This window comes from Gammaproteobacteria bacterium, from assembly GCA_016199745.1.
GTDB lineage: Bacteria > Pseudomonadota > Gammaproteobacteria > Acidiferrobacterales > Sulfurifustaceae > JACQFZ01.
The window spans coordinates 144,926-171,716 of record JACQFZ010000048.1 but is presented as its reverse complement, the minus strand read 5'-3'; the positions used below and the strand labels follow the sequence as shown (position 1 = coordinate 171,716).

At 55.5% G+C, this 26,791-nt stretch carries 25 protein-coding genes and 1 tRNA gene; 9 read left to right on the top strand and 17 right to left on the bottom strand.

Translation table 11 applies throughout. The features are described from left to right. Positions 1 to 9: 9 nt before the first annotated feature. The 5 genes from HY308_12100 to trxB form a co-directional block, all read right to left on the bottom strand. On the bottom strand, positions 10 to 246 hold the full coding sequence (locus HY308_12100; GenBank protein ID MBI3899020.1) for a hypothetical protein: 237 nt from the start codon (positions 244 to 246) through the stop codon (positions 10 to 12). Positions 247 to 272: 26 nt separating this feature from the next. After that, positions 273 to 1,736, bottom strand: a complete 1,464-nt coding sequence (locus HY308_12095) for a DUF4331 domain-containing protein (GenBank protein MBI3899019.1) — start codon at positions 1,734 to 1,736, stop codon at positions 273 to 275. Between the two features lie 85 nt (positions 1,737 to 1,821). Continuing rightward, positions 1,822 to 2,490 carry an NAD(P)H-binding protein gene (locus HY308_12090; protein MBI3899018.1) on the bottom strand — a complete coding sequence of 223 codons (669 nt, stop codon included), beginning with the start codon at positions 2,488 to 2,490 and terminating at the stop codon, positions 1,822 to 1,824. Positions 2,491 to 2,848: 358 nt separating this feature from the next. Next, entirely contained in the window at positions 2,849 to 3,400 is a 552-nt protein-coding gene (locus HY308_12085; protein ID MBI3899017.1) for a Smr/MutS family protein, read from the bottom strand. A gap of 87 nt (positions 3,401 to 3,487) precedes the next feature. Then, on the bottom strand, positions 3,488 to 4,441 hold the full coding sequence (gene trxB, locus HY308_12080) for a thioredoxin-disulfide reductase (protein ID MBI3899016.1): 954 nt from the start codon (positions 4,439 to 4,441) through the stop codon (positions 3,488 to 3,490). Between the two features lie 240 nt (positions 4,442 to 4,681). On the opposite strand from trxB, the gene HY308_12075 reads away from it, so the two are divergent. The 7 genes from HY308_12075 to HY308_12045 all read left to right on the top strand — a co-directional run bounded on the left by HY308_12075 (position 4,682) and on the right by HY308_12045 (position 11,792). Further along, positions 4,682 to 6,997, top strand: coding sequence for a DNA translocase FtsK 4TM domain-containing protein (locus HY308_12075; GenBank protein MBI3899015.1), 2,316 nt, complete (start codon positions 4,682 to 4,684; stop codon positions 6,995 to 6,997). Continuing rightward, complete coding sequence (gene lolA, locus HY308_12070) at positions 6,997 to 7,749, top strand: outer membrane lipoprotein chaperone LolA (protein ID MBI3899014.1); 753 nt, start codon at positions 6,997 to 6,999, stop codon at positions 7,747 to 7,749. Before HY308_12075 ends, lolA begins: the two co-directional genes overlap by 1 nt. An 11-nt stretch (positions 7,750 to 7,760) precedes the next feature. Beyond that, positions 7,761 to 9,113, top strand: a complete 1,353-nt coding sequence (locus tag HY308_12065) for a replication-associated recombination protein A (protein MBI3899013.1) — start codon at positions 7,761 to 7,763, stop codon at positions 9,111 to 9,113. Positions 9,114 to 9,367: 254 nt separating this feature from the next. Then, positions 9,368 to 9,742 carry a fluoride efflux transporter CrcB gene (gene crcB, locus HY308_12060; GenBank protein ID MBI3899012.1) on the top strand — a complete coding sequence of 125 codons (375 nt, stop codon included), beginning with the start codon at positions 9,368 to 9,370 and terminating at the stop codon, positions 9,740 to 9,742. After that, a complete protein-coding gene (locus HY308_12055; protein ID MBI3899011.1) occupies positions 9,739 to 10,047 on the top strand; it encodes a DUF190 domain-containing protein in 309 nt (102 codons plus the stop codon). The genes crcB and HY308_12055 overlap by 4 nt, the downstream gene beginning before the upstream one ends. Positions 10,048 to 10,062: 15 nt before the next feature. Beyond that, entirely contained in the window at positions 10,063 to 11,355 is a 1,293-nt protein-coding gene (serS, locus tag HY308_12050; GenBank protein ID MBI3899010.1) for a serine--tRNA ligase, read from the top strand. A 349-nt stretch (positions 11,356 to 11,704) separates the two neighbouring features. Continuing rightward, positions 11,705 to 11,792: transfer RNA gene (locus tag HY308_12045), tRNA-Ser, on the top strand. 162 nt (positions 11,793 to 11,954) lie between these two features. Here HY308_12045 and HY308_12040 read toward each other — a convergent pair. From HY308_12040 to HY308_12000, 9 genes are all read right to left on the bottom strand, one after another. Continuing rightward, positions 11,955 to 12,377 carry a helix-turn-helix transcriptional regulator gene (locus HY308_12040; GenBank protein ID MBI3899009.1) on the bottom strand — a complete coding sequence of 141 codons (423 nt, stop codon included), beginning with the start codon at positions 12,375 to 12,377 and terminating at the stop codon, positions 11,955 to 11,957. A gap of 390 nt (positions 12,378 to 12,767) precedes the next feature. Continuing rightward, a complete protein-coding gene (locus tag HY308_12035) occupies positions 12,768 to 13,034 on the bottom strand; it encodes a hypothetical protein (GenBank protein MBI3899008.1) in 267 nt (88 codons plus the stop codon). A gap of 62 nt (positions 13,035 to 13,096) precedes the next feature. Further along, on the bottom strand, positions 13,097 to 13,702 hold the full coding sequence (locus HY308_12030) for a DUF1266 domain-containing protein (protein ID MBI3899007.1): 606 nt from the start codon (positions 13,700 to 13,702) through the stop codon (positions 13,097 to 13,099). A 64-nt stretch (positions 13,703 to 13,766) separates the two neighbouring features. Next, positions 13,767 to 15,938, bottom strand: a complete 2,172-nt coding sequence (locus tag HY308_12025) for a tetratricopeptide repeat protein (protein MBI3899006.1) — start codon at positions 15,936 to 15,938, stop codon at positions 13,767 to 13,769. Positions 15,939 to 15,978: 40 nt separating this feature from the next. Next, positions 15,979 to 17,646, bottom strand: coding sequence for a molecular chaperone HscC (locus tag HY308_12020; protein ID MBI3899005.1), 1,668 nt, complete (start codon positions 17,644 to 17,646; stop codon positions 15,979 to 15,981). 48 nt (positions 17,647 to 17,694) lie between these two features. Beyond that, positions 17,695 to 17,865, bottom strand: a complete 171-nt coding sequence (locus tag HY308_12015; GenBank protein MBI3899004.1) for a hypothetical protein — start codon at positions 17,863 to 17,865, stop codon at positions 17,695 to 17,697. A 25-nt stretch (positions 17,866 to 17,890) separates the two neighbouring features. Then, positions 17,891 to 18,346 (bottom strand): GTP pyrophosphokinase, encoded by a 456-nt coding sequence (locus tag HY308_12010; GenBank protein ID MBI3899003.1) that lies wholly within the window; start codon positions 18,344 to 18,346, stop codon positions 17,891 to 17,893. 372 nt (positions 18,347 to 18,718) lie between these two features. Then, a complete protein-coding gene (locus tag HY308_12005) occupies positions 18,719 to 19,072 on the bottom strand; it encodes a hypothetical protein (GenBank protein MBI3899002.1) in 354 nt (117 codons plus the stop codon). A 300-nt stretch (positions 19,073 to 19,372) separates the two neighbouring features. Continuing rightward, positions 19,373 to 19,945 (bottom strand): hypothetical protein, encoded by a 573-nt coding sequence (locus HY308_12000; protein MBI3899001.1) that lies wholly within the window; start codon positions 19,943 to 19,945, stop codon positions 19,373 to 19,375. Between the two features lie 108 nt (positions 19,946 to 20,053). On the opposite strand from HY308_12000, the gene HY308_11995 reads away from it, so the two are divergent. Both HY308_11995 and HY308_11990 read left to right on the top strand, forming a co-directional pair. Beyond that, positions 20,054 to 20,419: an ISL3 family transposase gene (locus HY308_11995; GenBank protein MBI3899000.1), complete on the top strand. Its 366-nt coding sequence runs from the start codon at positions 20,054 to 20,056 to the stop codon at positions 20,417 to 20,419. Between the two features lie 9 nt (positions 20,420 to 20,428). Next, entirely contained in the window at positions 20,429 to 21,064 is a 636-nt protein-coding gene (locus tag HY308_11990; protein ID MBI3898999.1) for a transposase, read from the top strand. A gap of 266 nt (positions 21,065 to 21,330) precedes the next feature. Here the strand turns inward: HY308_11990 and HY308_11985 are convergent, their stop codons facing one another. The 3 genes from HY308_11985 to HY308_11975 form a co-directional block, all read right to left on the bottom strand. Next, a complete protein-coding gene (locus HY308_11985; protein ID MBI3898998.1) occupies positions 21,331 to 21,480 on the bottom strand; it encodes a hypothetical protein in 150 nt (49 codons plus the stop codon). A 141-nt stretch (positions 21,481 to 21,621) separates the two neighbouring features. After that, positions 21,622 to 21,876, bottom strand: coding sequence for a DUF2384 domain-containing protein (locus tag HY308_11980; protein MBI3898997.1), 255 nt, complete (start codon positions 21,874 to 21,876; stop codon positions 21,622 to 21,624). Between the two features lie 6 nt (positions 21,877 to 21,882). Continuing rightward, entirely contained in the window at positions 21,883 to 26,781 is a 4,899-nt protein-coding gene (locus HY308_11975; GenBank protein ID MBI3898996.1) for an RHS domain-containing protein, read from the bottom strand. Positions 26,782 to 26,791 lie beyond the last annotated feature (10 nt).

Below are 26,791 nucleotides of genomic sequence, written 5' to 3'. Positions count from 1 at the left end.
GTAGAAATACTAGAGCGACTGCGGTTCGGCCTGGTTAGAAGCTGTCGGCATGTTTTGGTCGACGTCTTCCGGTTCTGCGTCGTCGGAAGGATTTTCGGCGATTCGCAATGTCGACGTCATGAACGCGTCTTCGTCGTTAGCTGTTGGTGCGGGGGCGTCATTATTGTCTCCATTGTTGTTGCCTCCACCGCCCCCACCACAGGCCGTTAAACCGAGGACCGCTATCACTAATGCTATGCGCTTCATGTTCCTGTCTCCTTAAATTAGCGATGTCAGTTCGGCGAACCCGGTAACGGCGTGCGCACGTAAGGGAAGGTGGGGTCGAACATGCTGTCATTGACGAGCGCACCGTCGGTGAACGCCGCTCCGCCCGCTGGTGCGTTGGCCGGTACGCAGCCGAACACCGCCGGGTTGTTCAGCGTGCACAACACGCCCATCGCTACGCGTAACTCGATGTCGACCACGTCATCGCCCGGACGCCGGCCGTTCGGGAAACCTGCGGTGTCGCCACCGATCACACCTAAATTCTTCTGCGATCCCTTAGCGACAGGTGCAATCGACGTGTTCAACCGCAGCATTTCCGACGCCTGCACGTTTGCCGGCTGATTCAAGCCTTGCACGCCAGTGAGGAACGTGGCGACTAAGTCTTGGCGCGGGAAGTTATTCGGCGCCGGTGCCGCCGGGAACAGCGTCTCGATCAGTGCCGGGAACGTCGGGTTGGTCACGTAGTCAGCGAACTGCGTATCGTTTTCCGGCTTCGAGAAGTTGAACTTGTTCTTGTCCTTGAGGCCGATGACGATTTCATTGACCAGCGGCATGCCGAGACGCGATACCTGAATCCACGGGCCGCCTTCGATCGACGACTTATCGAACGACGGATTGGTCCGCAGGAGCCGCGCCTGCCGAACACTCGAGGTGGTCCAAGCGCCGATGACCGGATCGCTGCCGTTGGTGAGACAGCTGATCGGTACTTCGAGCACGAACGACGTGATGTTCTTATCGGCCAGCAAATCCGATTCGCCGTCGACCGGACCGAGCGGATTGGTATTGATCAGGTCGAACGTTTCGCCGAGGTTGACGACAAACGGGTCCTTACGTTGACCGACAAACATGCGACCGGAGCCGCAACCGGGGATGTTGACGTTGTAGGCATGGGCGGCAGCATAGGCGGCATAGTCGGCGATAGTTTTATTACCGATGTTGTCCACCGGTTTGATAAAACTGTCGGCGCCGCTGCCGGCGTTCGTGATCGCTTGGTGTTTTCCTTTGCGGCGATCGCCACGCACAACATCGACGTTGTAGCTTTCGGTGACATTGAGCGCGCTGGTGTCGGCAGCCGAGACAGCGTTGGCTTGGATGAGCGGAATCGAAACTTGTTTGTCACCCACCTTGAGCTGAATGTCTTTTAGTGTGTTTTTGAAGTGGAACTGAAAGCTGATGTCTTCTTTGGCGTTGCCGTTATTGTCGACATGGATTTCGTAGAGCGCATCGGGATCGAGCGCAAAAAAGTTCGGGCCGCCGTAGGGATCTTGTAGCGGAACATAGTTCGCGATCAGCGTGACGTAGTTTTCACGACCAGGCTCGTAGCTGCGGAACATGTAAAAATCGGTTCCATCGACTTTCGGCATTTCCGTAATGCCGGGTGCTTCACGATGACTCGATGCTTGCACGCCGATGCTCGGCACCGCCGTCGCGGCGGCGGCGAGCATAGCGATCGTTAGATGGCGAAGTTTCATGATGACGTTCTCCGTGTTTTATAGTCGGGAGTATTCCCGCCCTGTAATACGGCGCCGGAGAACGTTTGGATGCGTGCGATCGGACCTAAGCGATGCCAGTTGCCGCGAGGCGAATGGCAGGAACGTCGATGATGCGCCGACCGGCGATGGGGGTGTCGACGGCGTTTGCTAATGCGGCGATCATTTGCGGCAGCGTGACTAATCCGAGTCGTCGAACGGTCATGCGTGTCGCCGGTAAATAGTCCAGCAACCCATAGGCGGGTAACAATACATATGGCCAGCGATGGCCAGGTCCGAGCACGTACCACGGTCGCAGGACCGTGACGTTGAGCCCGCTGCTTTGCAATAAACGTTCGGCTTCCGCGCGCGCCGCGACGAAAGCGCGCATCATCGGCGCTGGTTGAGCGACGCTGACGTAAACGAAGTGTTTAATGTTGCATCGTATCGCTGCCGTTATGGCGGCGTCGATCGAAGCGAGATCGACCGAGAGGAATTGCTTCGCTTTGCTCGGGCTGGGATGAGAAACGCCGATCAAATGAACGAACGTATCGGCATTTCCGATTTCGTGAATAAGCGTCGTGCTGTCAAGTGTATCGCCGCTTACGACATCACACCCCGAGGGAATTTTATGTTCCGATCCGCGCCGCACGATTGCCCGGACCTTGTGACCACGATCGAGCAGGGCGGGGACCAGTGCGCGGCCGAGGTAACCGCTACCGCCGGTAATGAACACCTGCCGGGTTATGTTTGCCATCGGTGTTCCGTGTCGGCTCGCGTCCTAGTGTCCCGAGTCATTGGTGTTGAATAGATGTATCGCTAGCCACTCCCCTCTCCCCTTGCGGGAGAGGGGCCGGGGGAGAGGGGGAGCCCTATAATTTTCCCCTCTTCCTTGTTGTATTCCCACCTGGGTGCAGGAAAATCGCCTGCACCCGTTCGGCGGCGCGGACACACGTTAAGTGTTAAGTGTGTCCGCGAAAACTCCGCCTCACCTCCCGCAAGGGGAGAGGGAGACGCCGCATCAAGCGACCGGGAATTCTTTATTAATGACTCGGAACACTAACTATTTGCAGCTGATGAAGACTCTACGTAGGCGCTGCTGATCTGGATGCACGTCAGCCGGCAGATTTGCCGCGCCGCAATAAGACGTATACCGCGCCGGCGCCACCGTCGCGTGGGATCGCCGTGGAGAATGCCATCACTTCATCTTTCTGACGCAGCCAGGCGTTTACTTTGCCTTTGAGTACCGGCAGCTTGCCTTCCGAACTGCGGCCCTTACCGTGGATGATGCGTACGCAACGTTTACCAAGTCCACGCATATCACGAATGAATGCGTCCAGCTGTTCGCGTGCCTCTGGAACCGTACGGCCGTGTAGATCGAGTTCGGCCTCGATGGCATAGACGCCACGGCGCAGCTTACGCATAACGCTGTGTTGCAGCCCAGGACGGGCGTACAGCAGTTCTTCGCCGGTTTCGATCGCGTCGGGTTCGTAGTCGTCCGATAACAGGCTTTGGATGACCGCGGCGGCGTCACGCTGCGATTGCTCGGGGATGGGTTTGCGTTTAGGGCGATGTGGCGCGACGCGGTCTTGCTTGACCCGCCGGACCTTTCCAACGAGAGCGCGGAACAGTGCTGGATCGTCCTTGTCATCAGCGTCGCTAGCCAAGGGCCGGCTCCAGAGGTGGTCTTAAGGGGAAATATAATCGCCATTGCCGACCGGTGCCAAACCCGGCCGGCAATGGGAAGAGGGGTACTACTTCTTTAAGCTTTGTAAATATCGGTCGGCATCGAGCGCGGCCATGCAGCCGCTACCGGCCGAGGTAACGGCCTGACGATATACGTGGTCTTGCACGTCGCCGGCGGCGAATACGCCCGGAATGCTGGTAGCGGTGAAATTGCCTTCAGCACCGCAACGGGTCTTGATGTAGCCGTCTTTCATCTCCAACTGGCCGGCAAAGATATCGGTGTTCGGCTTATGGCCGATGGCGATGAACACGCCCTGGACGTCGAGTGTCTTGCTTTGGCGATCGTTGTTCTTGACCCGCAGCGCGTTGACGCCGTTGGCGTCGCCGAGAATTTCGTCGACCTCGTGATTCCATTCAACACTGATCTTGCCTTCCTTGACGCGCTCCATTAGGTGCTCAACCGTGATTGCCTCGGCGCGGAATTTGTCGCGCCGATGGACCAAAGTGACATGGGCGGCGATGTTCGACAGATAAATCGCTTCTTCGACCGCCGTGTTACCACCGCCGACTACGGCGACGCGTTGACCGCGATAGAAGAAGCCGTCGCAGGTGGCGCAAGCCGACACGCCTTTACCACGATAGGTTTCTTCGGACTCGATGCCGAGGTATTTGGCCGAAGCGCCGGTGGCGATGATCAGTGCATCGCAGGTGTACACGCCGCTGTCGCCGGTCAGCCGAAACGGCCGTTGGCGCAACTCAACCGTATGGATGTGATCGAAGATAATGTCGGTTTTGAAACGCTCAGCGTGTTGCTGCATGCGCTCCATGAGCCCCGGTCCCTGCAGACCTTCGACATCGCCCGGCCAGTTGTCGACCTCGGTGGTGGTCATGAGCTGGCCGCCTTGCTGTAGGCCAGTGATCAGAACTGGCTTCAAATTGGCGCGGGCAGCGTAAACTGCCGCGGTATAGCCGGCCGGGCCGGAGCCGAGGATCAATAATCGAGAGTGTTTTGTGTCGGGCATTGGATCTTTTGACGTTCGTTAACGATAAAAAGTCACAAGCAAAATAAGCGGCTAATGCTACGCTATCGGTCAGTAACAGGTAAGCCGCCGCGAAAGTGATAAGTGGGGATTGCCGCAAGCACTTCAACCTTCAGACCTCGCCATCGTGAAAACTGACCCACTCAGTCGATTTCGCCTTGTGGGGCGGACGGGAAAAAGGGAAAATCAGCATACTTTTATGATATTCAGCGACGAAATTTCGTGAGTCAGGCGACCTGGAAGAAAACGACAGCCCCGTTAACCCCCCGACTTGTCCGGCTCCTGCGCGAGGTTGCGCTGTATGCCTTGGCTGCCGTCGGTATCTACTTATTAATTTCCCTCTGGTCCTACCAACCCGCTGATCCGTCTTGGTCGCACCGTGGCCCTAGTGCGGCCGTAGTCAACATGGGTGGCCGGATCGGGGCGTGGCTGGCAGATGCGCTGTTTTACTTGTTCGGCTATGTCGCGTACCTGTTTCCCATCATGATCGCGATCGGTGGCTGGAAGATTTACTTGCATCGCAATGATCCTGAGCCGGCCAGTCTCAACCAGCGGATCATCGTCGGTAGCGGTTTCTTCGGCGCACTCATCGGCGCTTGCGGGCTTGCCAGCCTACATTATTCAGAGGCCGCCACCGGCATGCCGTTTGCTGCTGGTGGTGGGCTCGGTAAGTTCATCGGTGATGGTCTGTCTTCTGGCCTAGGTCCCGTCGGCGCCACGTTGTTCCTGCTGGCCATCTTCCTATCGGGCGTGACGCTGTATACCGGCCTGTCGTGGTTGAGGCTCATGGATGCCGCTGGCCGCGGCACGCTCGTGGCGATTGCGTGGCTGCGTGGGTTCATTTCCGAGCAATACGACCGTCTGATCGGCATGCGCGCTAAGAAGAAGCGCCAAGAGACGGTGAAGGTCGAGAAGAAGGTCCTAGAGAGGCATCCGCCGCCACGCATCGAGCCGGTGGTGGTGGCCAAGATCGAGACCAGTAAACGCGCTGAGCGCGAAAAGCAGGTACCGCTGTTCGAGACCCCGGGGGCGAACGAGTTGCCGCCGTTGTCGTTGCTCGATCCGGCCGACAAGCAGAAGGGCCAACAGTTCTCCAAGCAGTCGCTCGAGAGCATGTCGCGCCTGCTGGAAAAGAAGTTGCTCGACTTCGGTGTCCAGGCGCAGGTCATGGCGGTGCATCCCGGCCCGGTTATCACCCAATTCGAGATCGAGCCCGCCGCCGGCGTGAAGGCGTCGCAGATCACCAATTTATCGCGCGACCTAGCGCGCTCGCTGTCGGTGGTGAGCCTGCGGGTGGTCGAGAATATTCGCGGCAAGACCCACGTCGGCTTGGAAATCCCGAACGAAGTGCGCGAGACCGTGCGCTTGTCCGAAGTGTTGTCGTCTAAGGTCTACGAAGAAGAGCCCTCGCCATTGGCGTTGGCGCTCGGCAAGGACATCAGCGGTAACCCGACGGTTGTCGACCTCTGCAAGATGCCGCACATGCTGATCGCCGGTACCACCGGCTCCGGTAAGTCGGTGTCGATCAACGCGCTGATCTTGAGCATGGTCTACAAGGCCACGCCCGAGCAGGTGCGCATGATCATGATCGATCCGAAGATGCTCGAGCTGGCGGTGTACGACGGCATTCCGCATCTGTTGGCGCCGGTCGTGACTGATATGAAGCAGGCGGCCAATGCCTTTAAATGGTGTATCGCCGAAATGGAGCGCCGTTATCGGTTGATGGCGGCGCTCGGCGTCCGTAACTTGGCCGGCTTCAATCGCAAGGTCAAGGACGCCATCGACGCCGGCAAGCCGATCATCGATCCGATGTACAAGCCGACCAGTCCAGAAGACCAGGCGCCGACATTGCGGCCGTTACCGCTGATCGTGATCTTGGTCGACGAGCTCGCCGACATGATGATGGTGGTCGGTAAGAAGGTGGAAGAGTTGATCGCGCGGTTGGCGCAAAAGGCGCGCGCCTCGGGCTTGCACTTGGTGTTGGCGACGCAACGTCCGTCGGTCGACGTTATCACCGGTTTGATCAAGGCCAATATTCCGGTACGTATTGCCTTCCAGATGTCATCGCGCGTCGATTCGCGCACGGTGCTCGACCAAATGGGCGCCGAGCAACTACTGGGCCAAGGCGACATGCTGTTCGTCCAGCCGGGCGGCGGTTCGCCGATGCGTATACACGGTGCGTTTGTCGCCGACCATGAAGTTCATAAAGTCGCGAGCTTCTTGAAGAAGAGCGGCAGACCGATCTACGACGATCAGATCGTCAGCGGTGATTCCGGCGTCAACGACGCCGGCGTGCTGCAAGAGGGTGGCCTGGAAGGTGGTAACACCGGCGAAGCCGATCCGTTGTACGACGAGGCGCTAAAGATCGTCACTGAATCGCGGCGCGCCTCTATTTCCGGCGTGCAACGACGGTTACGCATTGGGTACAACCGCGCAGCGCGGTTGATCGAAGATATGGAGCGCGCCGGCGTCGTCGGCCCGCTGCAACCGAACGGCAGTCGCGAAGTGATTGCGCCGCCGCCGGTGGAGATCGATTGATGAAGTGTTATCTGTTAGCAGCAGTGGTTTGCAGTTGGTCGGTGGCGCTGATGGCAGCGACGCCGACGACGGAAGAGCCGACGGCACCGGCCGCGACAACGGCGCCGGTAAAGCCGGCTAAACCGACAAAATCGTCGACACCGGCGGCACCGGCAACGCCCAAAGCACCGGTACTCACGGTGCCGATCAGCTCGGTTCGTAGCCTCGAACATTTCTTTGCCGAGATTCGTAGCTATAGCGCGACTTTTCAGCAAGTCGTGCTCGACGAATCCGGCAAACAAGTTCAAGAGTCCAAAGGCCGGTTATGGATCGAACGGCCGAGCAAGTTTCGTTGGAACTACGAATCGCCGACTAAGCAACAAATCGTCTGCGACGGCGAACATCTTTGGATGTACGACGAAGACCTGCGACAAGTGGTCGTGCGCTCGTTGGAAAACGGTTTGCAAGATACGCCGGCGATGTTGCTTTCCGGCAAAGGTCGGCTCGATCAACAGTTCGTGATCAAAGATCTTGGTACCGAAAACAAAATGGAATGGGTACAGTTGCTGCCGAAGAACAAGGACAAGGACGCCAGCTTCGACAAAATTCGTCTCGGCTTCGAACAAGGTGGGCTACGAGTTATCGAGCTGCACGACAACTTCGGGCAGACGACGCGCTACACGTTGCGCAACGTCCAAGAGAATGCCGCACTGGACGCCAGCCGTTTCGACTTTACACCGCCCAAAGGGGCGGACATCGTCAGTCAGCCGTAGTCGCCGAGGTCATGCAGACCTCCTTCGAACAGCCCGCGCCATCGCCGTGGCAGCCGCTCGCTGATCGGTTGCGCCCCAAGCAACTCGAAGACTACATCGGCCAAACGCACATCCTCGGTCCTGGCAAGCCGTTACGCCAAGCGATCGAAGCGGGTGTGCTGCATTCGATGATTTTGTGGGGCCCGCCCGGTACCGGCAAGACCACGCTCGCCCGACTGATCGCCGCTCGCAGCGACGCGCATTTCATCGTCTTGTCGGCGGTGTTCGCCGGCGTGAAAGAAATCCGCGCCGCTGTCGACGAGGCCAAGCAATTGCGCGCCCAGGGTCGACGCACAGTGATGTTCGTCGACGAGGTGCATCGCTTCAACAAGGCGCAGCAGGACGGCTTTCTGCCGTATGTCGAAGACGGCACGCTCACTTTCATCGGCGCTACCACCGAAAATCCGTCGTTCGAGCTCAACAGTGCGTTGTTGTCGCGCGCCCGCGTTTATGTGCTGCGGTCGTTGACGATTGAGGACATGCGGCAAGTCTTGGAACGAGCGTTGACCGATCGTGTGCTCGGTATTGGCGATCGAGAAATCACGGCGTCGGCCGAGGCGTTAATGTTGTTGGCGCAAGCGGCTGACGGCGACGCCCGACGGGCGCTCAATTTGTTGGAAATGGCGGCCGACATCGCCGCCGCTAGCAATACGAAAGAATTAACCGTCGACCAGGTTCGCGAAGTGGTCGCCGGTGGTACGCGCCGCTTCGATAAACACGGCGAAGCGTTCTACGATCAAATTTCGGCATTGCACAAATCGATCCGTGGCAGCGATCCGGATGCGTCGTTGTACTGGCTCGCGCGCATGCTCGATGGCGGCTGCGATCCGTTATATATCGCCCGCCGGGTCGTGCGCATTGCTTCCGAGGACATCGGCAACGCCGATCCACGCGCGTTGGCACTAACACTGAATGCTTGGGATGTGCAAGATCGTTTGGGGAGTCCTGAAGGCGAGCTCGCCATTGCCCAAGCGGTCGTGTATCTCGCGTGCGCGTCGAAGAGCAATGCCGTTTATCGCGCTTTCGGCGAGGCCATGGCCGATGCCAAGCGTCTCGGTTCGCTAGAAGTACCACTGCACCTGCGCAATGCGCCCACCCAGTTGATGAAGCAACTGGGTTACGGCAAAGAATACCGTTACGCCCATGACGAGACCGATGCCTACGCCGCCGGCGTACGTTACTTTCCCGAAGGCATGGAGGCGCGCACGTATTATCAGCCGGTCGAGCGTGGCCTCGAGATTCGCATTGCCGAACGCTTAACCGAGCTGCGTGCTCGCAATCGTGCTGCACAGAGCAAGAAGTCGGCGACACCACCGCGGCAATAAATCATCATCCTCACCCCTTTGCGAGAGGCGGGGAGGGAGAGGGGTTTATATAGAGATCGCCATAAGCTATCTCAAACTTGTAGGGGCGACGTTTCCCGGATCACGGCGCTTCGCGCCGCCATCCGGGCTACAAACAGTTATGCAGGGTGGGCAGCGTTTTTCTGCCCACGTGTTTTTCAAATCCGCGTGGGCAGCAAAAGCATTGCCCACCCTACAGGAATAACGAAATAAAGGACCAAGGTGAATTGCCAACGATGACACACCTATTTGCCATTGCCATCGGCGGTGCTGTGGGTAGCGTGCTGCGCTTTTGGCTGTCGAACGTGGTGCACGCGTTCGCCGGTCGAGGTTTTCCGTTCGGCACGTTGTCGGTTAATGTGCTGGGCTGCTTGCTGATGGGTTTCTTGTTTGTTGTATTTGTCGATCGATTTAGTAACGATACGGTGCTGCGCGCCGGTGTATTAATCGGCGTATTAGGTGGATTCACCACGTTCTCGAGTTTTTCCATCGAAACGTACAATTTGATCGAGCAAGGCGCATGGCTCAAGGCGGCGCTCAACGCGTCGTTAAGCGTTGTGCTCTGCTTGGCATCGACCTGGATCGGCGTGTTTCTGGCGAGGCAGCTATGAATCACAGCGATGTAACGGTGGTCCGAATCTACGTCACCGAAGGTGAAAGACTGACGAAACGGTTGTTGACGAAACTGCACGACGAGGAAAAGGTGCGTGGCGTCACGGTGTTTCGCGGTATCGCCGGTTTCGGGCGGTCGGGTGTTATGCATTCGACGACATTGCTCGATTTGTCGCTCGACTTGCCGGTTGTCATCGAATTTTTTGACGAACCGACGAAAACGGAAGTGATCTTAGATCACTTGAAAGATTTAGTACCGCCAGGCCACATCGTAACTTGGCCAGCGCGCGTGAACGAAGCTTGATTCAAGGAATAATAAATGCTCGATCCACGGTTGTTGCGGTCTCAACTTGACGACGTTGCCCGCCGTTTAGCACGACGCGGCTTCACGCTCGATATTGCCGCCATACAAGCGCTCGAATACCGCCGCAAAGACATTCAGTCGCAAGTCCAGCAACTGCAGCAGCAGCGCAACGAGCTAGCCAAGAAAATCGGCCAGGCGAAAGCCAAGGGCGAAGACAGCAGCGCGCTGATGGTAACGGCGGCGCAGCTTCCGGAGACGTTGAAGCAACAGGAAACCGAGCTCAACGAAATCCAAACCAAGACGGAAGAACTGTTGCTCGGCGTGCCGAACATTCCACACGAGAGCGTGCCCGACGGCCGTAGCGAGAACGATAACGTCGAAGTCCGCCGCTGGGGTGAGCCGCGCCAATTCGATTTCACGCCGAAGGATCACGTCGATGTCGGCGTTGGTCTCGGCTTGCTCGATTTCGACGCTGCCACCAAATTGAGCGGCGCGCGCTTCGTTGTCATGCACGGCGTGCTCGCGCGGCTCCACCGGGCGTTGATTCAATTCATGCTCGATCTACACACGCGCACGCATGGCTATGCTGAGGTTTATGTTCCGTACATGGTCAACGCGGCCAGCCTGCGTGGCACCGGCCAATTGCCGAAATTCGAGGCCGACCTGTTCGCGCTCAAGGGCGAGCAGACGTATTACTTGATTCCTACCGCCGAGGTCCCGGTTACCAACTTAGTCCGCGACGAAATCCTCGATCCCGCCACGATGCCGCGTAAGTACACCTGCCACACGCCATGCTTCCGCAGCGAAGCCGGCTCGTACGGCAAGGACACCCGCGGCATGATCCGCCAGCATCAATTCGAGAAAGTCGAGCTGGTCCAAATGGTGCGCCCGGAAGAATCGTACGCAGCACTCGAACAATTGACCGCCAACGCGGAGGAGGTACTAAAACGCCTCCAGCTTCCGTATCGCGTTGTCGCCTTATGCGCCGGCGATATGGGTTTCTCGGCGGCCAAGACGTACGACATCGAAGTGTGGCTGCCGGCGCAGAGCCGCTATCGCGAAATTTCATCGTGCAGTAATTTCGAAGACTTCCAGGCGCGCCGCCTACAGGCCCGCTGGCGCAATCCGGCGACTGGTAAACCGGAATTGCTACACACGTTGAATGGATCGGGCTTAGCTGTCGGCCGAACGCTGGTCGCCATTCTGGAGAACTTTCAGGAGGCGAACGGTAACGTCACTGTCCCCGAAGCGCTACGACCCTATTTAGGCGGTCTCAGCCAACTGACGCGCGCCGATGTGAAGGGCTAAGTAGGGCACCACCGAATTAACTAAACTATGTTATTAAATTCACCCACCCCGAACTTATTAGCAGGTCCCTTCCCCTTCAGGGGGGAAGGACAGGATGGGGGTGGGTTGCGATGGTTAATGAAAAAACCCACCCCCACCCCATCCCTCCCCCTGAGGGGGAGGGATGGCGATTGATGCGCCTCAGCTTTTGCTTTAAGTAGGTACCATCCAGGCAGCCACCCTCTTCTGCAGGGAGCGGGTAGGGGTTGAATAGGAGATGTCGCTGCAAATCGAGAGCGGCGAGTTTCTCTACTAACATTTCAACTCAGCATTTTTCGGCATGCACCGTTTACGGTATGCTTGCCGCCCCGGAGAGGTGGCCGAGCGGTTTAAGGCGGCAGTCTTGAAAACTGTTGACCCGAAAGGGTCCGGGGGTTCGAATCCCTCCCTCTCCGCCATTTTCAGTCACGAAACAACAATGCCCGCGCAAGCGGGCATTGTTGTTCTCTCTCCCGTTTAAATTTAAGCCGCAGCGCGATCTTCGCGTGCGCTTTCGAGAGTCGACTGCGGTAGTCCGCATCAAATATTACGGACTCCCGCTTTCGAAGAAGAAACGGGTGCTAGCGTTTCCCTTTTCCTTTCGTTTTGCGTTTCGACAAAGCAGATGTCGAACGTCCGGCGGTTTTTTCATCGAAGGTAAACAATTCGGTTATCGTGAGACCAAAGGCACCGGCAAAGCGTGCAAGATTATCCAGACTGACATTGCACTGCGAACGTTCGATCAGACTGATATAGGTCCGATGTAGCCGGCTTGCCTCCGAAAGCTCTTCCTGGGACCAGCCGCGTGCTTCACGCAATGACCGAAAACGGGCGGCCAGCAGTTGCCGTAGAGGGTTTTTCACGCCACGACCCTTGTCGTTTTTATTCGAAATAGGGCGCCCTTTGGCACGCTTGGCTGATTTCACCGCTGATAGGCGACGATGCTTCTTGGCGGGGGACTTAGCAGATAAACGACTGTTCTTGTTTTTTGTACTAATTCTCATGGAACGGGGGTCCTTTAATTTTAGTTGGATGGTGTTTATTTGATATCGAGTAGTTTAATTTTCTTAGTCTTCCGTGGCTAGATGCCGATTATTCAGACTTTTCCCGTCGTTCACCATACCTTACTTGCGGAGTTTCTCTAAGAAGCACTTTTCGCATGTTAAGGCTAGTGACCTGATCCACTCGGGGTAGTCATCCGGAAGCGGCAAGTGCTGTTGATGTAAAAGATCATGATCATTTGAAAAACGTTTACTTAAATAGAATGTATCAGTAATTTCGCCTAGATATTCGTATACCCATATATCCATCGGCCGCTTTTTTTTAAGAGTAACAAGCGCGTAGTACCTATCCACTGCCAAGGAATGCCTTGTCGCTGCGATTGGTCAGATGCATTACATCAATTTAGATAGGATGGCCTGAAGAAACTGCTTCATTGTTTCTTCAGTATGGTTTCCACGAACGGCTATCTGTTCGATCCATCCACTATTTTTTAATGCTTCTTGTAGCGCAGGCACAATTTTCGTCTTGCTGGCCGATGTCGAAATACTATCGACCGAAGTCTCTATTACCCAATCGACGGCATTTAAAGGGTTCTTCTCGAAGATGATGGGGTATGCCAGTCTATTAATGATTGCAACTGTTTGACCGCTAAGCGCCATAGTGGCTCTCCAATTAATAAACAATGCGCGCTACTAAGGCTGTCTTGCGTACCGCCCTTGTTTTATAAATGCCAGCCTAGTCGTTGCCATGCGCCGTTTTCGCTGCGCAACATCGCGTTGAGCTGCCCAAAAAACCCTTCGCACACACTTTCGGCAATGCTTCCACCGATCCAATACAATCTCCCGACGACATAGCTGATTCCGTACTGCTCCCAGCTGTCGAATATTTTTTGGGCATCGTTCGCGACCGGCTCGATTTGCTCCCAGGTTTCCGTCTCGGTTAGTAAGTCGGTGTAATAACCCCAACGGCAAAGATACACGTGCCGGCCGTAGTCCCAGGCGGCGATGCCAACGCGTCGCAGCACGGATCGATGTAAGTAACACAGCCAGATCTGCCGTTGCAGTTTCTCGTCCTGAACGCGCCGTAGCTCATGCATAAATTGCGGTTCCGAGAAACGGTTCCAGTATTGGCTCATTCGGCGATAGGATTCGTTGTGTCCGTCGTTTCGTAGCCAAACTAGCATGTCTAGCAATTCCTGCTTGGTCTCGATGCCCCAATCGCGCTTCATTGTGCGCCGCCACTCGATGATCTGCTTCTCGTCGCTCCTGTCGGCGAGTTCCAGGTTGTCGCAGGTCAGCCCATTCATCTCCGCGAGCAATGCGCTCAAATTCACCATCCTACGTTGTTTATCTGACAGCATTCCACTCATCGTTTGATCCTTATTTTTTACGTTAACGCAGCGATGCAAGTTGGCGCTGGTAATGTTTTGTTTTGCGGCGATCCTTGCCGTCAAAATATCGGCTGAGTCGGCCAAGCACAATCTTGAGCAGTTCCTCTTTTGAATCGTCGTCGTAGCCATTCGCACAATGATCGACAAACTGTTCGTGTGCTAAAACGGTTGCCTCCGACCATTCTTGGTTATGCCGTTCATCCTGCTTCATATATAAGGACGCCAGCTGGTATTGCGTCTCAAGAAACAGTTCGGGGTGCAGCGACTCGCAGGCTGACTGGATTTCTTTTACGATATTCACCGCTCTTGAGAAATTCCCAGACTTTTCGCTCGCTGTGCAGATTCGTTCGAGGAGCATTTTCCGGAGTTCGCCATCGCTGGTGTAGGATAGCGCCTCCTCATACGCATCGAACGCTTCATCGAAACGCTCCAGCGCAACGTAACAGTTGCCCATGCAACGCGACAGATGAGCTCCATGCCGACGGCTTTGCCGCGCGTAGCGGTGGCTCTCCAAAGCGTCCTCGTACCGCTCTGCATTCGACATAATGAAACCGCGCTGATAGTGGTATTTTTCATTAAGCGGTTGGATAGCTACTGCACGATTGATGCACTCGACCGCCCAATTTTTGTAGTGCTGAGTCTGTTCGTCCGACAGCGTCAGCGTGTACTCAATTTGCTTGAACGCCAGCGCCGCGGCAAAAACGTAATCCGGGTCGGCCGCGTGCGGATCGCTTAAGCCGGACAGATAAGGCATCACCAACTCGTGCAAAACATCTTCCGGTAGCAAATAGTGATAATGAATGATCATGTCCTTAACCGAATCGAGCGGATTTTCTCCCTTGGCGCGGATATTACGGATAAGGCCGTAAAACGCGGCGAGGGCATCATCGTCCTGCCCGAGTCCGCTATAACACAGTGCTGGCAGCACACTTTCGCCGTCGGGAAACGTGACGGGGCATTGTGTTATTAATTCAAGACACTCGGTAAAGCGCTGGAGATCATAGAGCAACTGCGCCCGCGTGCGGATGTTGCTCTCAATCTCGGATGGCGATTGTCCGGCGTTTCTTTCCAGCACCAAGCAGTAGTCGCGCCGCGCGGCGGTCAACGCCGCCTTCATCTGTATATCGCTCGGCACTTGCCGCACGACTTCTTCAAGCAAGTGCGCGGCGATTTCTGGCCGGCGCTGTTTTAGATGACATAAGGCAATGCCTTTTAGCCCGCGGATATTACTGGGATTCCGACTCAGTACATCTTGGTAGAGCGCGCTCGCTTGTGCCACGTTCTCCGACTGATAATAGATCTCGGCTAGATCCAACATGTGCGCTGGTTCGGATTGCGCTGCCACCACTTGTTCGTAGAGGTCGGTTGCGACTGGCAGTTCGCCGGCTTGCAGGTATAGCCTTGCCATAAACGCCTGCAGATCAAAATCTGCGGAACACTCCGGTTGTACCTGACGATACAGCGGCGCTAACGCGTCAATCGATGCACTTTCAAAAATATAGGCGTTCTCCATTTGCTCGCGTAATTGCAAATGCTTGTGGAGCATGTCGAAGGGGATAGCATGCGTAGCGATCGCCGTATGGTCTAATCGCAAGTGCAGCGTGTTTAAGTAAATGATTAGCTGTTCTGCCGCATCGGCGAGGTCCGTCTGCTGTCGCCAGCGTGCATACTCTTCGCTAAAACGCAGAAAACGATTTAGCTCAAATAACACCTGCTTCGGTAGGTAGTGGTGCGCCGCGAGAAAACGTATGTAGAAAGTGCCAACGGCGTTGCAGCTATTGAGGTCCCAGAATATGGGCTCCTGCAATAGTTGTTGCCATGCTTGAAGTTGCCAACGCTTCTTTACGTTCTGATACAAGCCTTCCGTTGCCGTGCGCAACGCCTCGACACTGACAATTGTGCCGCTCGCGCTTGCAACGGCAGAGGATGTCGGTGCTGACGCACTGGGCGTCGGCGGATTAATGATGTGTTCTGGTTCTGGTGGCGTGCCTGCGTCCGGCGAGGATTCGACTAAACGCGATTCCGCCAGCGCCCGTTCATAAGCTTTGCGCAGCGTCTGAAATTCTTGCGGTTTATCTTCCGGATTGCAGCGTTTTAGCAAATCCGCATAGGCTTTTTTTATCATCCGCTGACTGGTCGTCGGACGGATGCACAACACTTCCCAACACGTCATGTTTTCTCCCTATCCATAAAACCAAATAATGACCAGAAAACTACGCCAAACTGCACAATTGCTTGTTGATGCGTTCGCGTTCTTCGGCAACGTGCTGCTTGTTGTGACTGTCCAGCGCTGCCCGAAACGCCGAAATCATCGCGGCGATTTGTTCTCGGGTTCTCCCCAAAGCTTCCTCGAATAGGCGTTCCAAACGCGCCAGCAATGCAATATTTTCTTGTTGATCGCGCGGCAGTATTTTTAGCGCTTGCAGCGCTTCGCACCGCGCCATCAGTAACGATTCATCGACATCGATAGCTTTATTTTTAACGATGACCCGTTGTTTATGTCCGATGGAGACAATACAGACTTCCACTTCTAGGACACCGTTCAAATCGTAGGTGTATGTCAGTAGTAATTCTTCGATCTTGCCAGTTTTTGGAAGCTCGACGGTCAGTTCTCCCAAGAAGACATTGTCTTTAGGCGCGTAGCTTTCCCCTTGGTAGGCTTTAATGACAACCGTTTCTTGATTCGGATGGCAGGTGTAAACCGCACGTGTTTCGCTAACAGGGATGGTCGTATTGCGCTCGATGATCGGCATGAATTCCAGTTGGTTTCGCCGATTGACCACCTCGACGCCCAAGGTGTACGGGCAGACATCGGTCATGACGATATCGTCGACCGCACGCCGTTTGGACTTGAGCATCGCCTGGATTGTCGCCCCCATGGCCACGGCATGGTCCGGTTGGTAGTGGCTCATCGGAATCATGCCGAACAAACGGCTGACCTGAGAACGCAGCGCGTGCATTCGGGTCGCGCCGCCGACGAGAACGACGCCCGCGAGATCGTCCGTTTTTAACTTGGCATCGTTCAACGCTCGCACCAGCGGATGACGCAGGCGCTCCCAAAGCGGTCGGCACAATGTCTGAAAACCTTCCCGATCCAACGTATATTCATAGCGTGTACCATCGACGTCGAAGAATGCGCTGGCGCTACTATCGTTCGATAATCGCCGCTTTAGTGATTCGCACAGGCGGGTAAGTCTTTGGCGGTTGACGGATGACAACATGACGCCATTCAACGCGTGTGTTTTTAAAAAATGCTCGAGAACGATTTCTGTGAAATCGCTGCCGCCGAGGTGGTTGTCGCCGGCGGACGCACGGATTTCAAAAGTGCCTTGAAATATTTCCAGAATAGAAACATCGAATGTGCCACCGCCGAGATCCAGGATCAGGAACGTTTTTTCGTCGGCGGCCGTGTTGTCTAATCCATAGGCCAACGCCGCCGCGCTTGGCTCGTTAATCAATCGTTCCGCCGTCAGCCCCGCCAATTGCGCGGCGCGTTGGGTCGCGCGCCGTTGGCGATCGTTGAAGTAAGCGGGCACAGAAATGACCGCTTCATCGATAGCCTGTCCCAGATAGCTCTCGGCGTCGTGTTTGAGGCTGCGCAACACTAACGCCGACAACTCCTCGGGTGTAAACTGGCGCGCGCCCAGGTGAAACGTTTTGTCGGTGCCCATGTAACGTTTGAACTCGGCTGCTGTGCGATCTGGGTGAGTTACCAGACGATCGAGCGCAGCATCGCCGACCCAAATCGTGTCGGCTTCGCCGAGCGCAACGACCGACGGTGTGAGTAACTCGCCGCGGGCGTTGGGAATTAATTCAACGCCATGCTCGCGCCAAACGCCGATAACGCTGTGGGTAGTACCTAAATCAATGCCGATGAACATAGTGTCCGTTGAGTGAATTATTTGTTGGAGTAGTCCCGCTTCTTCGTCTCAATTGAGCATCGTTATTTTATTGCGGCTTAACGGTTCTTCGCCGATCAGGAGATTAGTTGGTTCGCCGTTTTGGCAAGCGATGGCGTCGGCGGAATAGCTTTCGCCAGCCTTGCTCGTATCGAGAGAGGAGGGTGGTTCGAGTTGCCGGAGTTCGCGAACTTGTGACATCAGCAGAGTCGTTTCGTTGTGATGGTTATCGTAGCGGTAGCGGTGGCGTTGTTCGTTCTTGTTGCAGCAAATACTTCAGCGCCACATGGTATTTTTTTAGACGAGACAAATCGTTTTCGTGAATGTCATCTAGCCTCGTCAAATCCAAATTGTCCTTCAGGTCTTCTATCTTTACTTTTATCGCCAAAGGGCTATTCGAAATCCTTTGGATGAAGTCATCATAGGATTCGCCACTTTTGCGCGATAAGCAGTCAACCGCCGCGACGAGATCATCACTAAATCCATGCCTACGCAGATCGTCCAAGCTAATGTTGCTGTCCTCTACGACGTCGTGCAACAGCGCCACGATTCTTTCATTTTCATGCTGAAGTTTAAGCATTAGTCGTAGTGGATGGAGAATGTAGGGTTGGCCCGCTTTGTCCTTCTGCCCCTTGTGTGCGACTAGGGCAAGCTGCAAGGCAGCCTCCAGTAGATTGCTCATTTAAAAACTCCTAATTTTTGGGTCATGCGAAACGAGGAAGAAAAATTTATTTGGCTTTTTTGCTTTAACGATTTGCCATTCGATGCATGCCCACATAGCAATTCCGCCAGATACGAACCTCTGGACCAAGTTCATCCTCTCAACCGTAGTGATATAAAAGTTCATCGATAAGCCCTCTGTCGTCGACCGTATACGGTTGGCCCCGGTACTTTCCCATGTGGTCTAATACGCCTCTTATTGGAAGCGGGCGTTGCGGGTCGTCTATGATGCTGCCCAGATAAGCTCGATCTGGGTCGTTAACTAAATATTTCTCCACTAAATATTTCAATTTTTTAGCAGCGTCACTCTTGTTCATGACCCCGTCTTTTCTTTTTAAAGAGGCGGCAACAAAGACGATGAGTTCGTTTCGATTAATTTCGCCTCCAACGCTGCAAAAAATTCACGCAGCGTCGCCTCCGAATGCGGTTGGGGAAGTAACGTTGCGATATCTACGTCGGCTTTTTTGACGTCAGATAGAGCAGCTAAAGTTTCCGGAACAGAAAATGACATTCCTCTTTTCTGTATGATGGCGTCGCACATAATGTCGACGTATTCCATCGGTTGTTTCTGAAACTGCAGCAGATACTCCAAACCTACAATAATGAATTTCCAATCTTCCATTTCCCAATCGGCTTTGTTGGATATATTTGGTGTATTGATTATCAGATGGCCGACCATAAGGACCATCAGGAAGCTCTATCGAAATTGATCGAGCTGCCTTGAGTGTGTCGTCTATAAGCTGATATGGCATAGCTCGTTGCCATTTATCGATGTTATCAAGGCTGTATCGAAAGAATAATCTCGCGACTCTACGAGCTTGTAATCGGATTTAAGCATGTCAAAGAGAAGTGGCCTCGTTCGTTAAGACACTTTTCCACCAACAATTCCAAAGCTGCAAACCAACGACGCCCGCATGATGCCGGCGCCGATATGTTGCAGTGCAAGACCCCATTTCGTGGGGCCGGCGACCGGGGGTAAGCGATTCCGCTAGGCCACCGCCGGCGTCGGCTTGAACGCTTTCAGCAAGCGCCCGCTGACCCAGGTCGTCGCCGCCATGACCAATGCCCCGGCGAGCATCGCCACGTCGCCGCCGGTCCGGCTTCCAGTCGCCATCATCACGACCTCGGTCGCGGTCAGGAACACGGCCACGACCAGCAACACATAACTGCCGACATAGGGCAGACGCGACCAGCGGCGGCGCGCGAGATAGACCAGCACCAGTAGATATACCAGCGGTAACAACAAGAACAGCCAGCTAAGGAAATTCAACGACTGGATATCCAGCCAGAACATAGACTGCGCCAACTCGGCCGACGGACCTCCCGACAGCCAAAGCCACAGCGTTCCGTCCGCCAGCAACGGCCATACCACCCGTTGCATCGCCAACAGCAAGGTCAAGCACAGAAAGACGGCATTAAGAATTAACGCAACGACGCGCATTTGTTTTCCTCCGATGACGTTGAGCGACGATGAAAATGTATTGACGGCGTTTTTTAAGGGAAGCGTCCCCGATATTTCGACGGTGCGCGGTGTCTTCGGTGATCCGACGGCACGCGTCATCACGCTCACTCGGCGCTCAAAAAAACAGGTTGTGGCGCCTGCGGGCGATCGCACGCGGGTTGGTACGATCGCACGTCGCGATCGGTGCGCGATCTCGGCTGCGCCGATATGCGGGTCACTCTCGAATTCGAGGTGCGGCGCGTCTTCTGTCGGCGTTGCCGCAAGGTGAAACGCGAGCGACTCGACTTCCTGGCCGACAATCCGTTTTACACCAAGCGGTTTGCCTGGTTCGTCGGGCGACGCTGTCGCACCGCCAGCATCAAGGACGTGGCGCACGAATTGAAGCTCCACTGGCACACGATCAAGGAACTGGAGAAGCAGTACATGCGTGAACAGTTGAAACGCATGGGCACCCCAGCACCTAAGGCCATCGGCATCGATGAGATCTCGATCCGCAAGGGACACACCTACCGCATCGTCGTAAGTGACCTCGTGCGCCACCGTCCGATCTGGTTTGGCGGTGACGACCGCTAGGAGGCCAGCATGCGTCAGTTCTACGATTGGCTCGGGAAAAAGAAGGTAAAACGACTCCGTCTGGCGGTGATGGATATGTGGAAGCCGTTTCGTAACGTAACCCGCGAGTGCGCACCGGCGGCCGCGATCCTGTTCGACAAGTTCCACATCCTGCGCCACTTGAACGAGGCGCTTGATCAGGTGCGTAAGAAAGAATACGCCAGGCTCACCGGCAAGAAACGTCACTACATCAAAGGCCAGAAATACACGCTGCTCTCGCACCGCGAGAACTTGAATCTCGATGGCAGGAAAGCGTTGAAGAACTTGTTGGTCGCCAACAAACGATTGAACACCGCCTACCTGCTCAAGGAATCCTTCGGCCAACTGTGGAGCTACGAACGCGAGGGTTGGGCACGGCGCTTCTTCGAGAATTGGCGCGCCAGCCTTAAGTGGCAGCGACTCGAACCCTTCGAGAAGTTCGCCGAGATGATCGATCGTCATTGGGATGGCATCGCCGTGTACTGTGAACCCGAGAACAAAGTCTCACTCGGCTTCGTCGAAGGACTCAACAACAAGATCCGCGTCATCCAGCGCCGCGCCTACGGTCTGCGTGACGAGGAATACCTGCGGCTCAAGATACTGACGTGCATGTTGCCGGTCCTCTAAAATGGTCGAAAATCACCCACACGATTGCGCGAAGAGCCGCTTATATTTAGTACGAAGGCGAGTGTCTGAATAGCGCCTTCTTTTTTGCATCATATCCAAAATGCCAATCTTGCCACCCGTCAATGGCATTATTCGTTACACCTACGATTGCGGTGCCCAGCACCGGATGTTTTGTCAGATAGTAAAATTGAAAGTCTTTCGGTGTCGTGATCTCCGCGAGTTCAGTCCCTTCTTCTGAAAACACCTTCAACAAATGAGGCAGCTTTTCATCTTCGTTTTTCAGGAGAACAAAAACCAATCACAGCGATCACCGCCCCGATCAACAGCGCATAGTAGTCGTAGTCTTCGCTGTAGTTGAAGTGCTCGACGTCGGTTACGTTGGTGACTCCGGCGATGTCGCCCGGGGAGGGAGTCATTGTTTTAAGGGTAGCGTCCCCAATAGCTCCAGCTCACAATAGCTCAGCTCCCAATAGCTCAATAGCTCAATAGCTATACAATAGCTAATACGACCCCTTTATCTCCTCGGATGCCAGATGGGTGTGACGTGAGCTCCCGTTTCAGTGCATGCGCATAAGTATTTCTTTTAGGTCTTTGATTCCATTCGTCGTGCTCAAACATTCTCGTGGTTTCCGACCGCCCAGGGCATCGACGGGTCGATCCAGCCAATGCAATGCATCTTTACCGAAATGAAAGGCTATTACCGATGCTAGTAATTTATCGCCGACCACGCCCAGAAGTTGATCGTTGATATCCGAGCTTTTCCACTCCTGCAAGAACAGGGAGGCATAATCATTCCACTGCTGATCGTTCATAGTTCTTTAGAGTCCAGAGAAGGATATTAAGTTTGAACCAGCTGAATCTCGAGCTGATGGGGCTAAAATACCCCCATAGCCGTTATCTTGAGCGAAGCGGCCCAACTGGTGGGTAACATCGTAGCTGTTTCCAGCTGTTATATCTTCCAAAGATACGCCGAGCTGCTCTCTTACCTGAGGGCTTGTTAAATCCAAGACATTCTCGACATGGACTTGTTTGCTAACCAGCTCCCTGCCTTGCAGTGCGCCATAGTGTGAAATTTCTGCATGCGCTGTATTAGCAGAGGTTGCACCATATACGCCGCTTCTACCGGGCTCTGTATATCGATGATTTGCGGCCTTATTCCACTGATGGGTATCCCACGTTGTATTAATTCGATCGGGATTTTCAAACCGATATACGGTTCCATCATAATCTATTCCTTTAGGAAGCGACTTCGGGCAAACGCTTGCGATTTCCTTCGCCGTCAATCCCAGCGGATCGACCCACCCCGTGGGATTGGGAACGTACTGATAACTGTTAATGCCGCCCTTGAGGCCGATCGGATCTTGCGTAATGAATTGGCCGATTCCGGGATCATAATATCTATACCGGTTGTAATGCAGCCCTGTCTCTTCATCGTAATACTGTCCCTGAAACCGAATCGGCTGCTCAATCTGCGCTTCATGCTTAATCGCAAGGTTGCCATAACTCTTATAGCTAACCGCCCAAACCATCTCGCCGTGTTCGTTGGACAGTTCGAGCGGTGTACCGAGATGATCCAAGTGGTAGTAAAAGATCTTATCCTGCTCAACGAGCGCCAGCGGTTTGAACGTGTCGGGTTGATACAGATAAGTCCGAGCGGGAAGGGCGATTTCCTGTTCTACTTCCGTCGCTGCTTTCTCGGTCCGCGTTTCCTGGAGCAGTACGTCCCCGTTCCACAGATAGCGCGTCGTGTATTTCCCTTCGAGCGTTTTGTTAATACGCCGTCCGAGCGCGTCGTATTGGAATGTAACGTACTGGTCGTCGTTTTTGACAACATCGGTCAGCTGGTTTCTGTTGTTGTAGACATAGCGTGTCTTGAGCTTCTTGTTTTTCCCCCGCGCCGCCTCGATGCGGTTACCACGTTGGTCGTAGCGATAATGTGTGTCGCCTTGGAACAGCAGTCGATTACCTTGGACCTTCGTGCTAAGTGCTTCAGCATCGGCATCGTCCCGATTCGCCGCCATCGCGAGCACGTTGTTGGCCGGATCATGGAGCAGCGCTTCGGGCGTTGGGCCGTCAACCTGCGTCAGCCGATCCATCGCGTCGTAGTGGTAACGAATCCCACCCCGGCGATTATCATCGATCCCGGTCAGCCGGCCGCGCGCGTCGTACTGGTAGTTTCGTATGGCGAAGGGATCGACGGTAGGATGATTCGCAACGGCATCACCCGCGAGTTTTATCGTGCGCTGCGCAATGAGTCGTCCCTGTGGGTCATAGTCACTGTGCGTCTCAAGGTGATTACCGTAACGTTTGTTGATCTCACGCCCAGCCAGATCCCGCCCCACGTTCGCGATGAGCTGATCGTTACGATACAGCCCCGTGAACCCGCCGATGTCGTCGTACTCAAACCGCAACATCTGGCCATCGGGTAGGGTGGTTTTAATCCGCTGGCCCGCCGCGTCGTACCGGTGCTCGATCTTGGCCTCATCCTGCCAGTCTTCGAGCAATCGTCCGACCGGGTCGTATTGCCAGCGCAGCTTCCGATGCGCGTTGTCGGCGGCGGTTAATTGGCCTATCGGGTCATAGCTAAATCGCGTGCTGCTGTCGCCGCTATCGCTGCCCAGCAACCGCCCCATCGGATCGCGCTCGAACTGGGTTTGGGTGAGGAGGGCGCCTTTCTTCCCCATCTCCCGCTGTTCGATCAGGTGGCCGGCAAGGTTGTAGTGATACTGTTGACGGCGCTGATCGAAGCCGATCTCTTCGATCAGGCGTTCGTTTAAGTCATACCGTAATCGGTAGCGTTCTCCCGACTCATTCGTAAGACCGATGAGATTGCGCTCGCCGTCGTAGTGATAGCGCAATACCTCGCCCAGGGGATCAATGCGGCGGGTGACTTGCGACAAGCCGTTGTACTCATACCGCGTCGGCTTACCGCTCTCATCTGTAATCTGTTCGAGTAGATCGAGGCTGTTGTATTGGTATTGGCGCTTCGTCCCGTCCGGCTGAATGACCGCGGTGCAACGCCCGCGCACATCGTACTCGTAGCGAAGGCGCTGGTTATCCGGCCGCACCTTTTCGCTCAACCGCCCTTGGCCGTCGTAGCGATAGCGCGTGTGTTGCCCCATGGCATCGCGGATCGCCGTCAACTGTCCTTTATTATCCCAGACATACCGCGTATGCCGACCGAGCGGATCTGTCACTCCATTGATCAGTCCCAGCGCGTTGTACTGATAGCGAGTCGCCTCACCCAGCGGATTGAGACTCGCGATTTGTTGACCGTGTTCGTTGTATTGCCGCTGCCAGACGTGACCTTGCGGGTCGGTGTAGCTGACCGGCTGGCCATTAACGCTGTAGCGGTACTGGTGCCGGTGACCGTTTTTGTCGACGCGGGTTTGCAACAACCCCCGTTGGTTATAAGTGAAGCGCTCGCTATGTCCCAGCACATCCGTGATCTGGATCAGTTTGCCGTCCGCATCATAGGCATAACGCGTTTCTCCTCCTTCGGCATCGCGGTGATAGACCGGTAGGCCGAGGTCGTTGAACTGGTACGTCTGTCGTCCACCGCGCGTATCAATAACGGAGTTAGTTTTATTGGTCGGGTCCCACTCAAACCGATAATCGTACGTTGGTTCCCCATCGATAGGATCACCCCAATTGCGCAGGCAGCGTGCCTTCGAGGTGTATTGATCCCATTCAAAGTGGAACGAGTAACCGCTCTTTAACGTGCGCTTGGTGATGACGTGATTGACGTATTCGTAGCGCTCGCAGGCACCAACTTCGTCATACGCTGCGACCAGGTCGTGTTGCGCGTCGTACTCGTATCGGACGAGACATGTCGTCTCACCATCGGCCGTATGCTTGTGGACAGCTTTGATCCGCGCATCGTCGGTGTACTCGAATCGCAACGCCTCGCCCATGCCACTCGTGACTTGCGTCAACACGCCATCAGGGTAGTGCAGGTCCAGATGGTTGCCGGCGCTGTCGCGAATCTGCGTCAATCGATAGGCATCGCCCACCTGGGCGAAATGATGCGCAATGCGTCCCCCTTGGCTCGCACGAATGACATAACGATTCGGCGCTGGGCAACACAGCGTCAGCTGTTCCGATCGATTGCTGCTTTCACCACCCATCGTTGGCGTAATAAAGGGAATGAGACGACCTTCGGCATCCTCGTAATACGTCCGATCCCCCGTGATCGTGAGTCGTTCACTCAGCGGGTGCGTCCAGCCATAACCCAAGCCAATGTCGTCAGGATTGCTGGTGCGGTAGTGGCGCGCCCAGGTCAGCGGCAATAAACCCGCCAGCGTAAAGTCGTTGCGACTTAGCAGCTCCTCGCCAGTGACGAGACTGATCGGCTCGCCGCCTTGGCAAGTCTTGCTATTCGCCGAACATCCCTCGCCATTTTTATTCTTCCCCCCGTTGGCCTCGGCCTCCTTCGTCGCCGCCGCCTCGGATTCTGCCGCGCGTGCCGGCGCCCCCTGACTCGCCGGCGCCTTCGCCAGCCGCGCCGCTTCCGCCTCCTGCGCCGCCTTCAGCTTCCGCGCCTGCATCAAGTCCGCCAACTTCGTCACATAACCCAGCGCGCGCTTCGTGAACGGCCCAATGAACCGGCTCGCTTCGGCCGCCGCCGCGGCGGCGCCACGACCCGCCATCCCGGCGCGTGTGGCCATGACACCGGCCTTGACGGCATCGATGACCTCGCCGCCGGCGACGAACAACAGCACCTCGAACACCACGCGGCCTGCGAACTTGCTGTCGGCCTTAAGCTCGGTCATATGACCGATGGATTGGGTGTAACCGACGAGGTAAGACAGCAAGGCGTCGCGTACGAGGGGATCGGTGTACACGAGGTTCCACATATCGCGTCCCTTCTTGAGCAACGCGATCAGCTCTTGCGTATTTTTGATAGTACGGATACCGAGCGCCACGAACTCGCGGTTCAAGGCTTCGACATCTTTCGCCATCGCCTCGGTGTCGAGTGTCACGACATGCCCGATCTTCTCCAGAATATCGAGCTCGACCCGCCCGACATCGGCGGCCAGCGTCAGTGCCGCCGACCCCAGCGCCTTCAACTCCTGGGGCAAGTGCTTAAGACTGGTCACGCCTTCCTGCACGCCGGTACGCGCCGCCGCGAACGAGGCTTTAATTTCGATCAAGCGTTGCTCGCTCCACGACGCCGCATAAAACGCGCCGTTGTCGAGATCGCGCGCGTGCCAGCGCGCGAGCAGTGTGAGCCCCAGCTCGTGAATCAATGCCGAACGGTTGTCGTCCAGATTGGCGGCATCGTAGAGATGTTGCGGAGGGTCGACCCACAGCGGATCCTGCGGGTTATGCAACCGCGATTCATGCAAGCGCCGATTCAACCGATACAGCCGAATCGTGCCGCTATCGAGCGCATTTTGCAGTCGATTAAGATCCGTGAGCGCCGACCAGCCACTCGTATGCGGCGTGGCCCCATCGCCGAAGAAGTGGCGATAGACACCGCTTAAGGGTGGCCGGCCGGCTAGGGCGAGGCTGTCGTAACGCAAGTGGTCAACCCGCGGCATCGCCCGCGATTGGCGAAATAACAGCAACCACGGACTCGGTGTAAATGCACCGTCGGTAAACACCCAGAGCTCGGTTAGCCCATATACCACGAGCGGCGGATGAAACGACGGCTGGCGGCTCGTAAACGGTAGAACTTCCAACACGCCAGGCGTGGTTGGCATAACAGTGGACATGTGATCTCCC

Coding starts and splice junctions, on each gene's coding strand:
- HY308_12095 (MBI3899019.1), bottom strand. CDS start 1,736: ATGAAACTTCGCCATCTAACGATCGCTATGCTCGCCGCCGCCGCGACG.
- HY308_12015 (MBI3899004.1), bottom strand. CDS start 17,865: ATGTCACAAGTTCGCGAACTCCGGCAACTCGAACCACCCTCCTCTCTC.
- HY308_12035 (MBI3899008.1), bottom strand. CDS start 13,034: ATGGCGCTTAGCGGTCAAACAGTTGCAATCATTAATAGACTGGCATAC.
- HY308_12100 (MBI3899020.1), bottom strand. CDS start 246: ATGAAGCGCATAGCATTAGTGATAGCGGTCCTCGGTTTAACGGCCTGT.
- HY308_11980 (MBI3898997.1), bottom strand. CDS start 21,876: ATGAACGATCAGCAGTGGAATGATTATGCCTCCCTGTTCTTGCAGGAG.
- HY308_12025 (MBI3899006.1), bottom strand. CDS start 15,938: ATGACGTGTTGGGAAGTGTTGTGCATCCGTCCGACGACCAGTCAGCGG.
- HY308_11995 (MBI3899000.1), top strand. CDS start 20,054: ATGCGGGTCACTCTCGAATTCGAGGTGCGGCGCGTCTTCTGTCGGCGT.
- HY308_12040 (MBI3899009.1), bottom strand. CDS start 12,377: ATGAGAATTAGTACAAAAAACAAGAACAGTCGTTTATCTGCTAAGTCC.
- HY308_12005 (MBI3899002.1), bottom strand. CDS start 19,072: ATGGTCCTTATGGTCGGCCATCTGATAATCAATACACCAAATATATCC.
- HY308_12090 (MBI3899018.1), bottom strand. CDS start 2,490: ATGGCAAACATAACCCGGCAGGTGTTCATTACCGGCGGTAGCGGTTAC.
- crcB (MBI3899012.1), top strand. CDS start 9,368: ATGACACACCTATTTGCCATTGCCATCGGCGGTGCTGTGGGTAGCGTG.
- HY308_12020 (MBI3899005.1), bottom strand. CDS start 17,646: ATGTTCATCGGCATTGATTTAGGTACTACCCACAGCGTTATCGGCGTT.
- HY308_12055 (MBI3899011.1), top strand. CDS start 9,739: ATGAATCACAGCGATGTAACGGTGGTCCGAATCTACGTCACCGAAGGT.
- HY308_11990 (MBI3898999.1), top strand. CDS start 20,429: ATGCGTCAGTTCTACGATTGGCTCGGGAAAAAGAAGGTAAAACGACTC.
- HY308_11975 (MBI3898996.1), bottom strand. CDS start 26,781: ATGTCCACTGTTATGCCAACCACGCCTGGCGTGTTGGAAGTTCTACCG.
- trxB (MBI3899016.1), bottom strand. CDS start 4,441: ATGCCCGACACAAAACACTCTCGATTATTGATCCTCGGCTCCGGCCCG.
- HY308_12000 (MBI3899001.1), bottom strand. CDS start 19,945: ATGACGCGTGCCGTCGGATCACCGAAGACACCGCGCACCGTCGAAATA.
- HY308_11985 (MBI3898998.1), bottom strand. CDS start 21,480: ATGACTCCCTCCCCGGGCGACATCGCCGGAGTCACCAACGTAACCGAC.
- HY308_12010 (MBI3899003.1), bottom strand. CDS start 18,346: ATGAGCAATCTACTGGAGGCTGCCTTGCAGCTTGCCCTAGTCGCACAC.
- HY308_12065 (MBI3899013.1), top strand. CDS start 7,761: ATGCAGACCTCCTTCGAACAGCCCGCGCCATCGCCGTGGCAGCCGCTC.
- lolA (MBI3899014.1), top strand. CDS start 6,997: ATGAAGTGTTATCTGTTAGCAGCAGTGGTTTGCAGTTGGTCGGTGGCG.
- serS (MBI3899010.1), top strand. CDS start 10,063: ATGCTCGATCCACGGTTGTTGCGGTCTCAACTTGACGACGTTGCCCGC.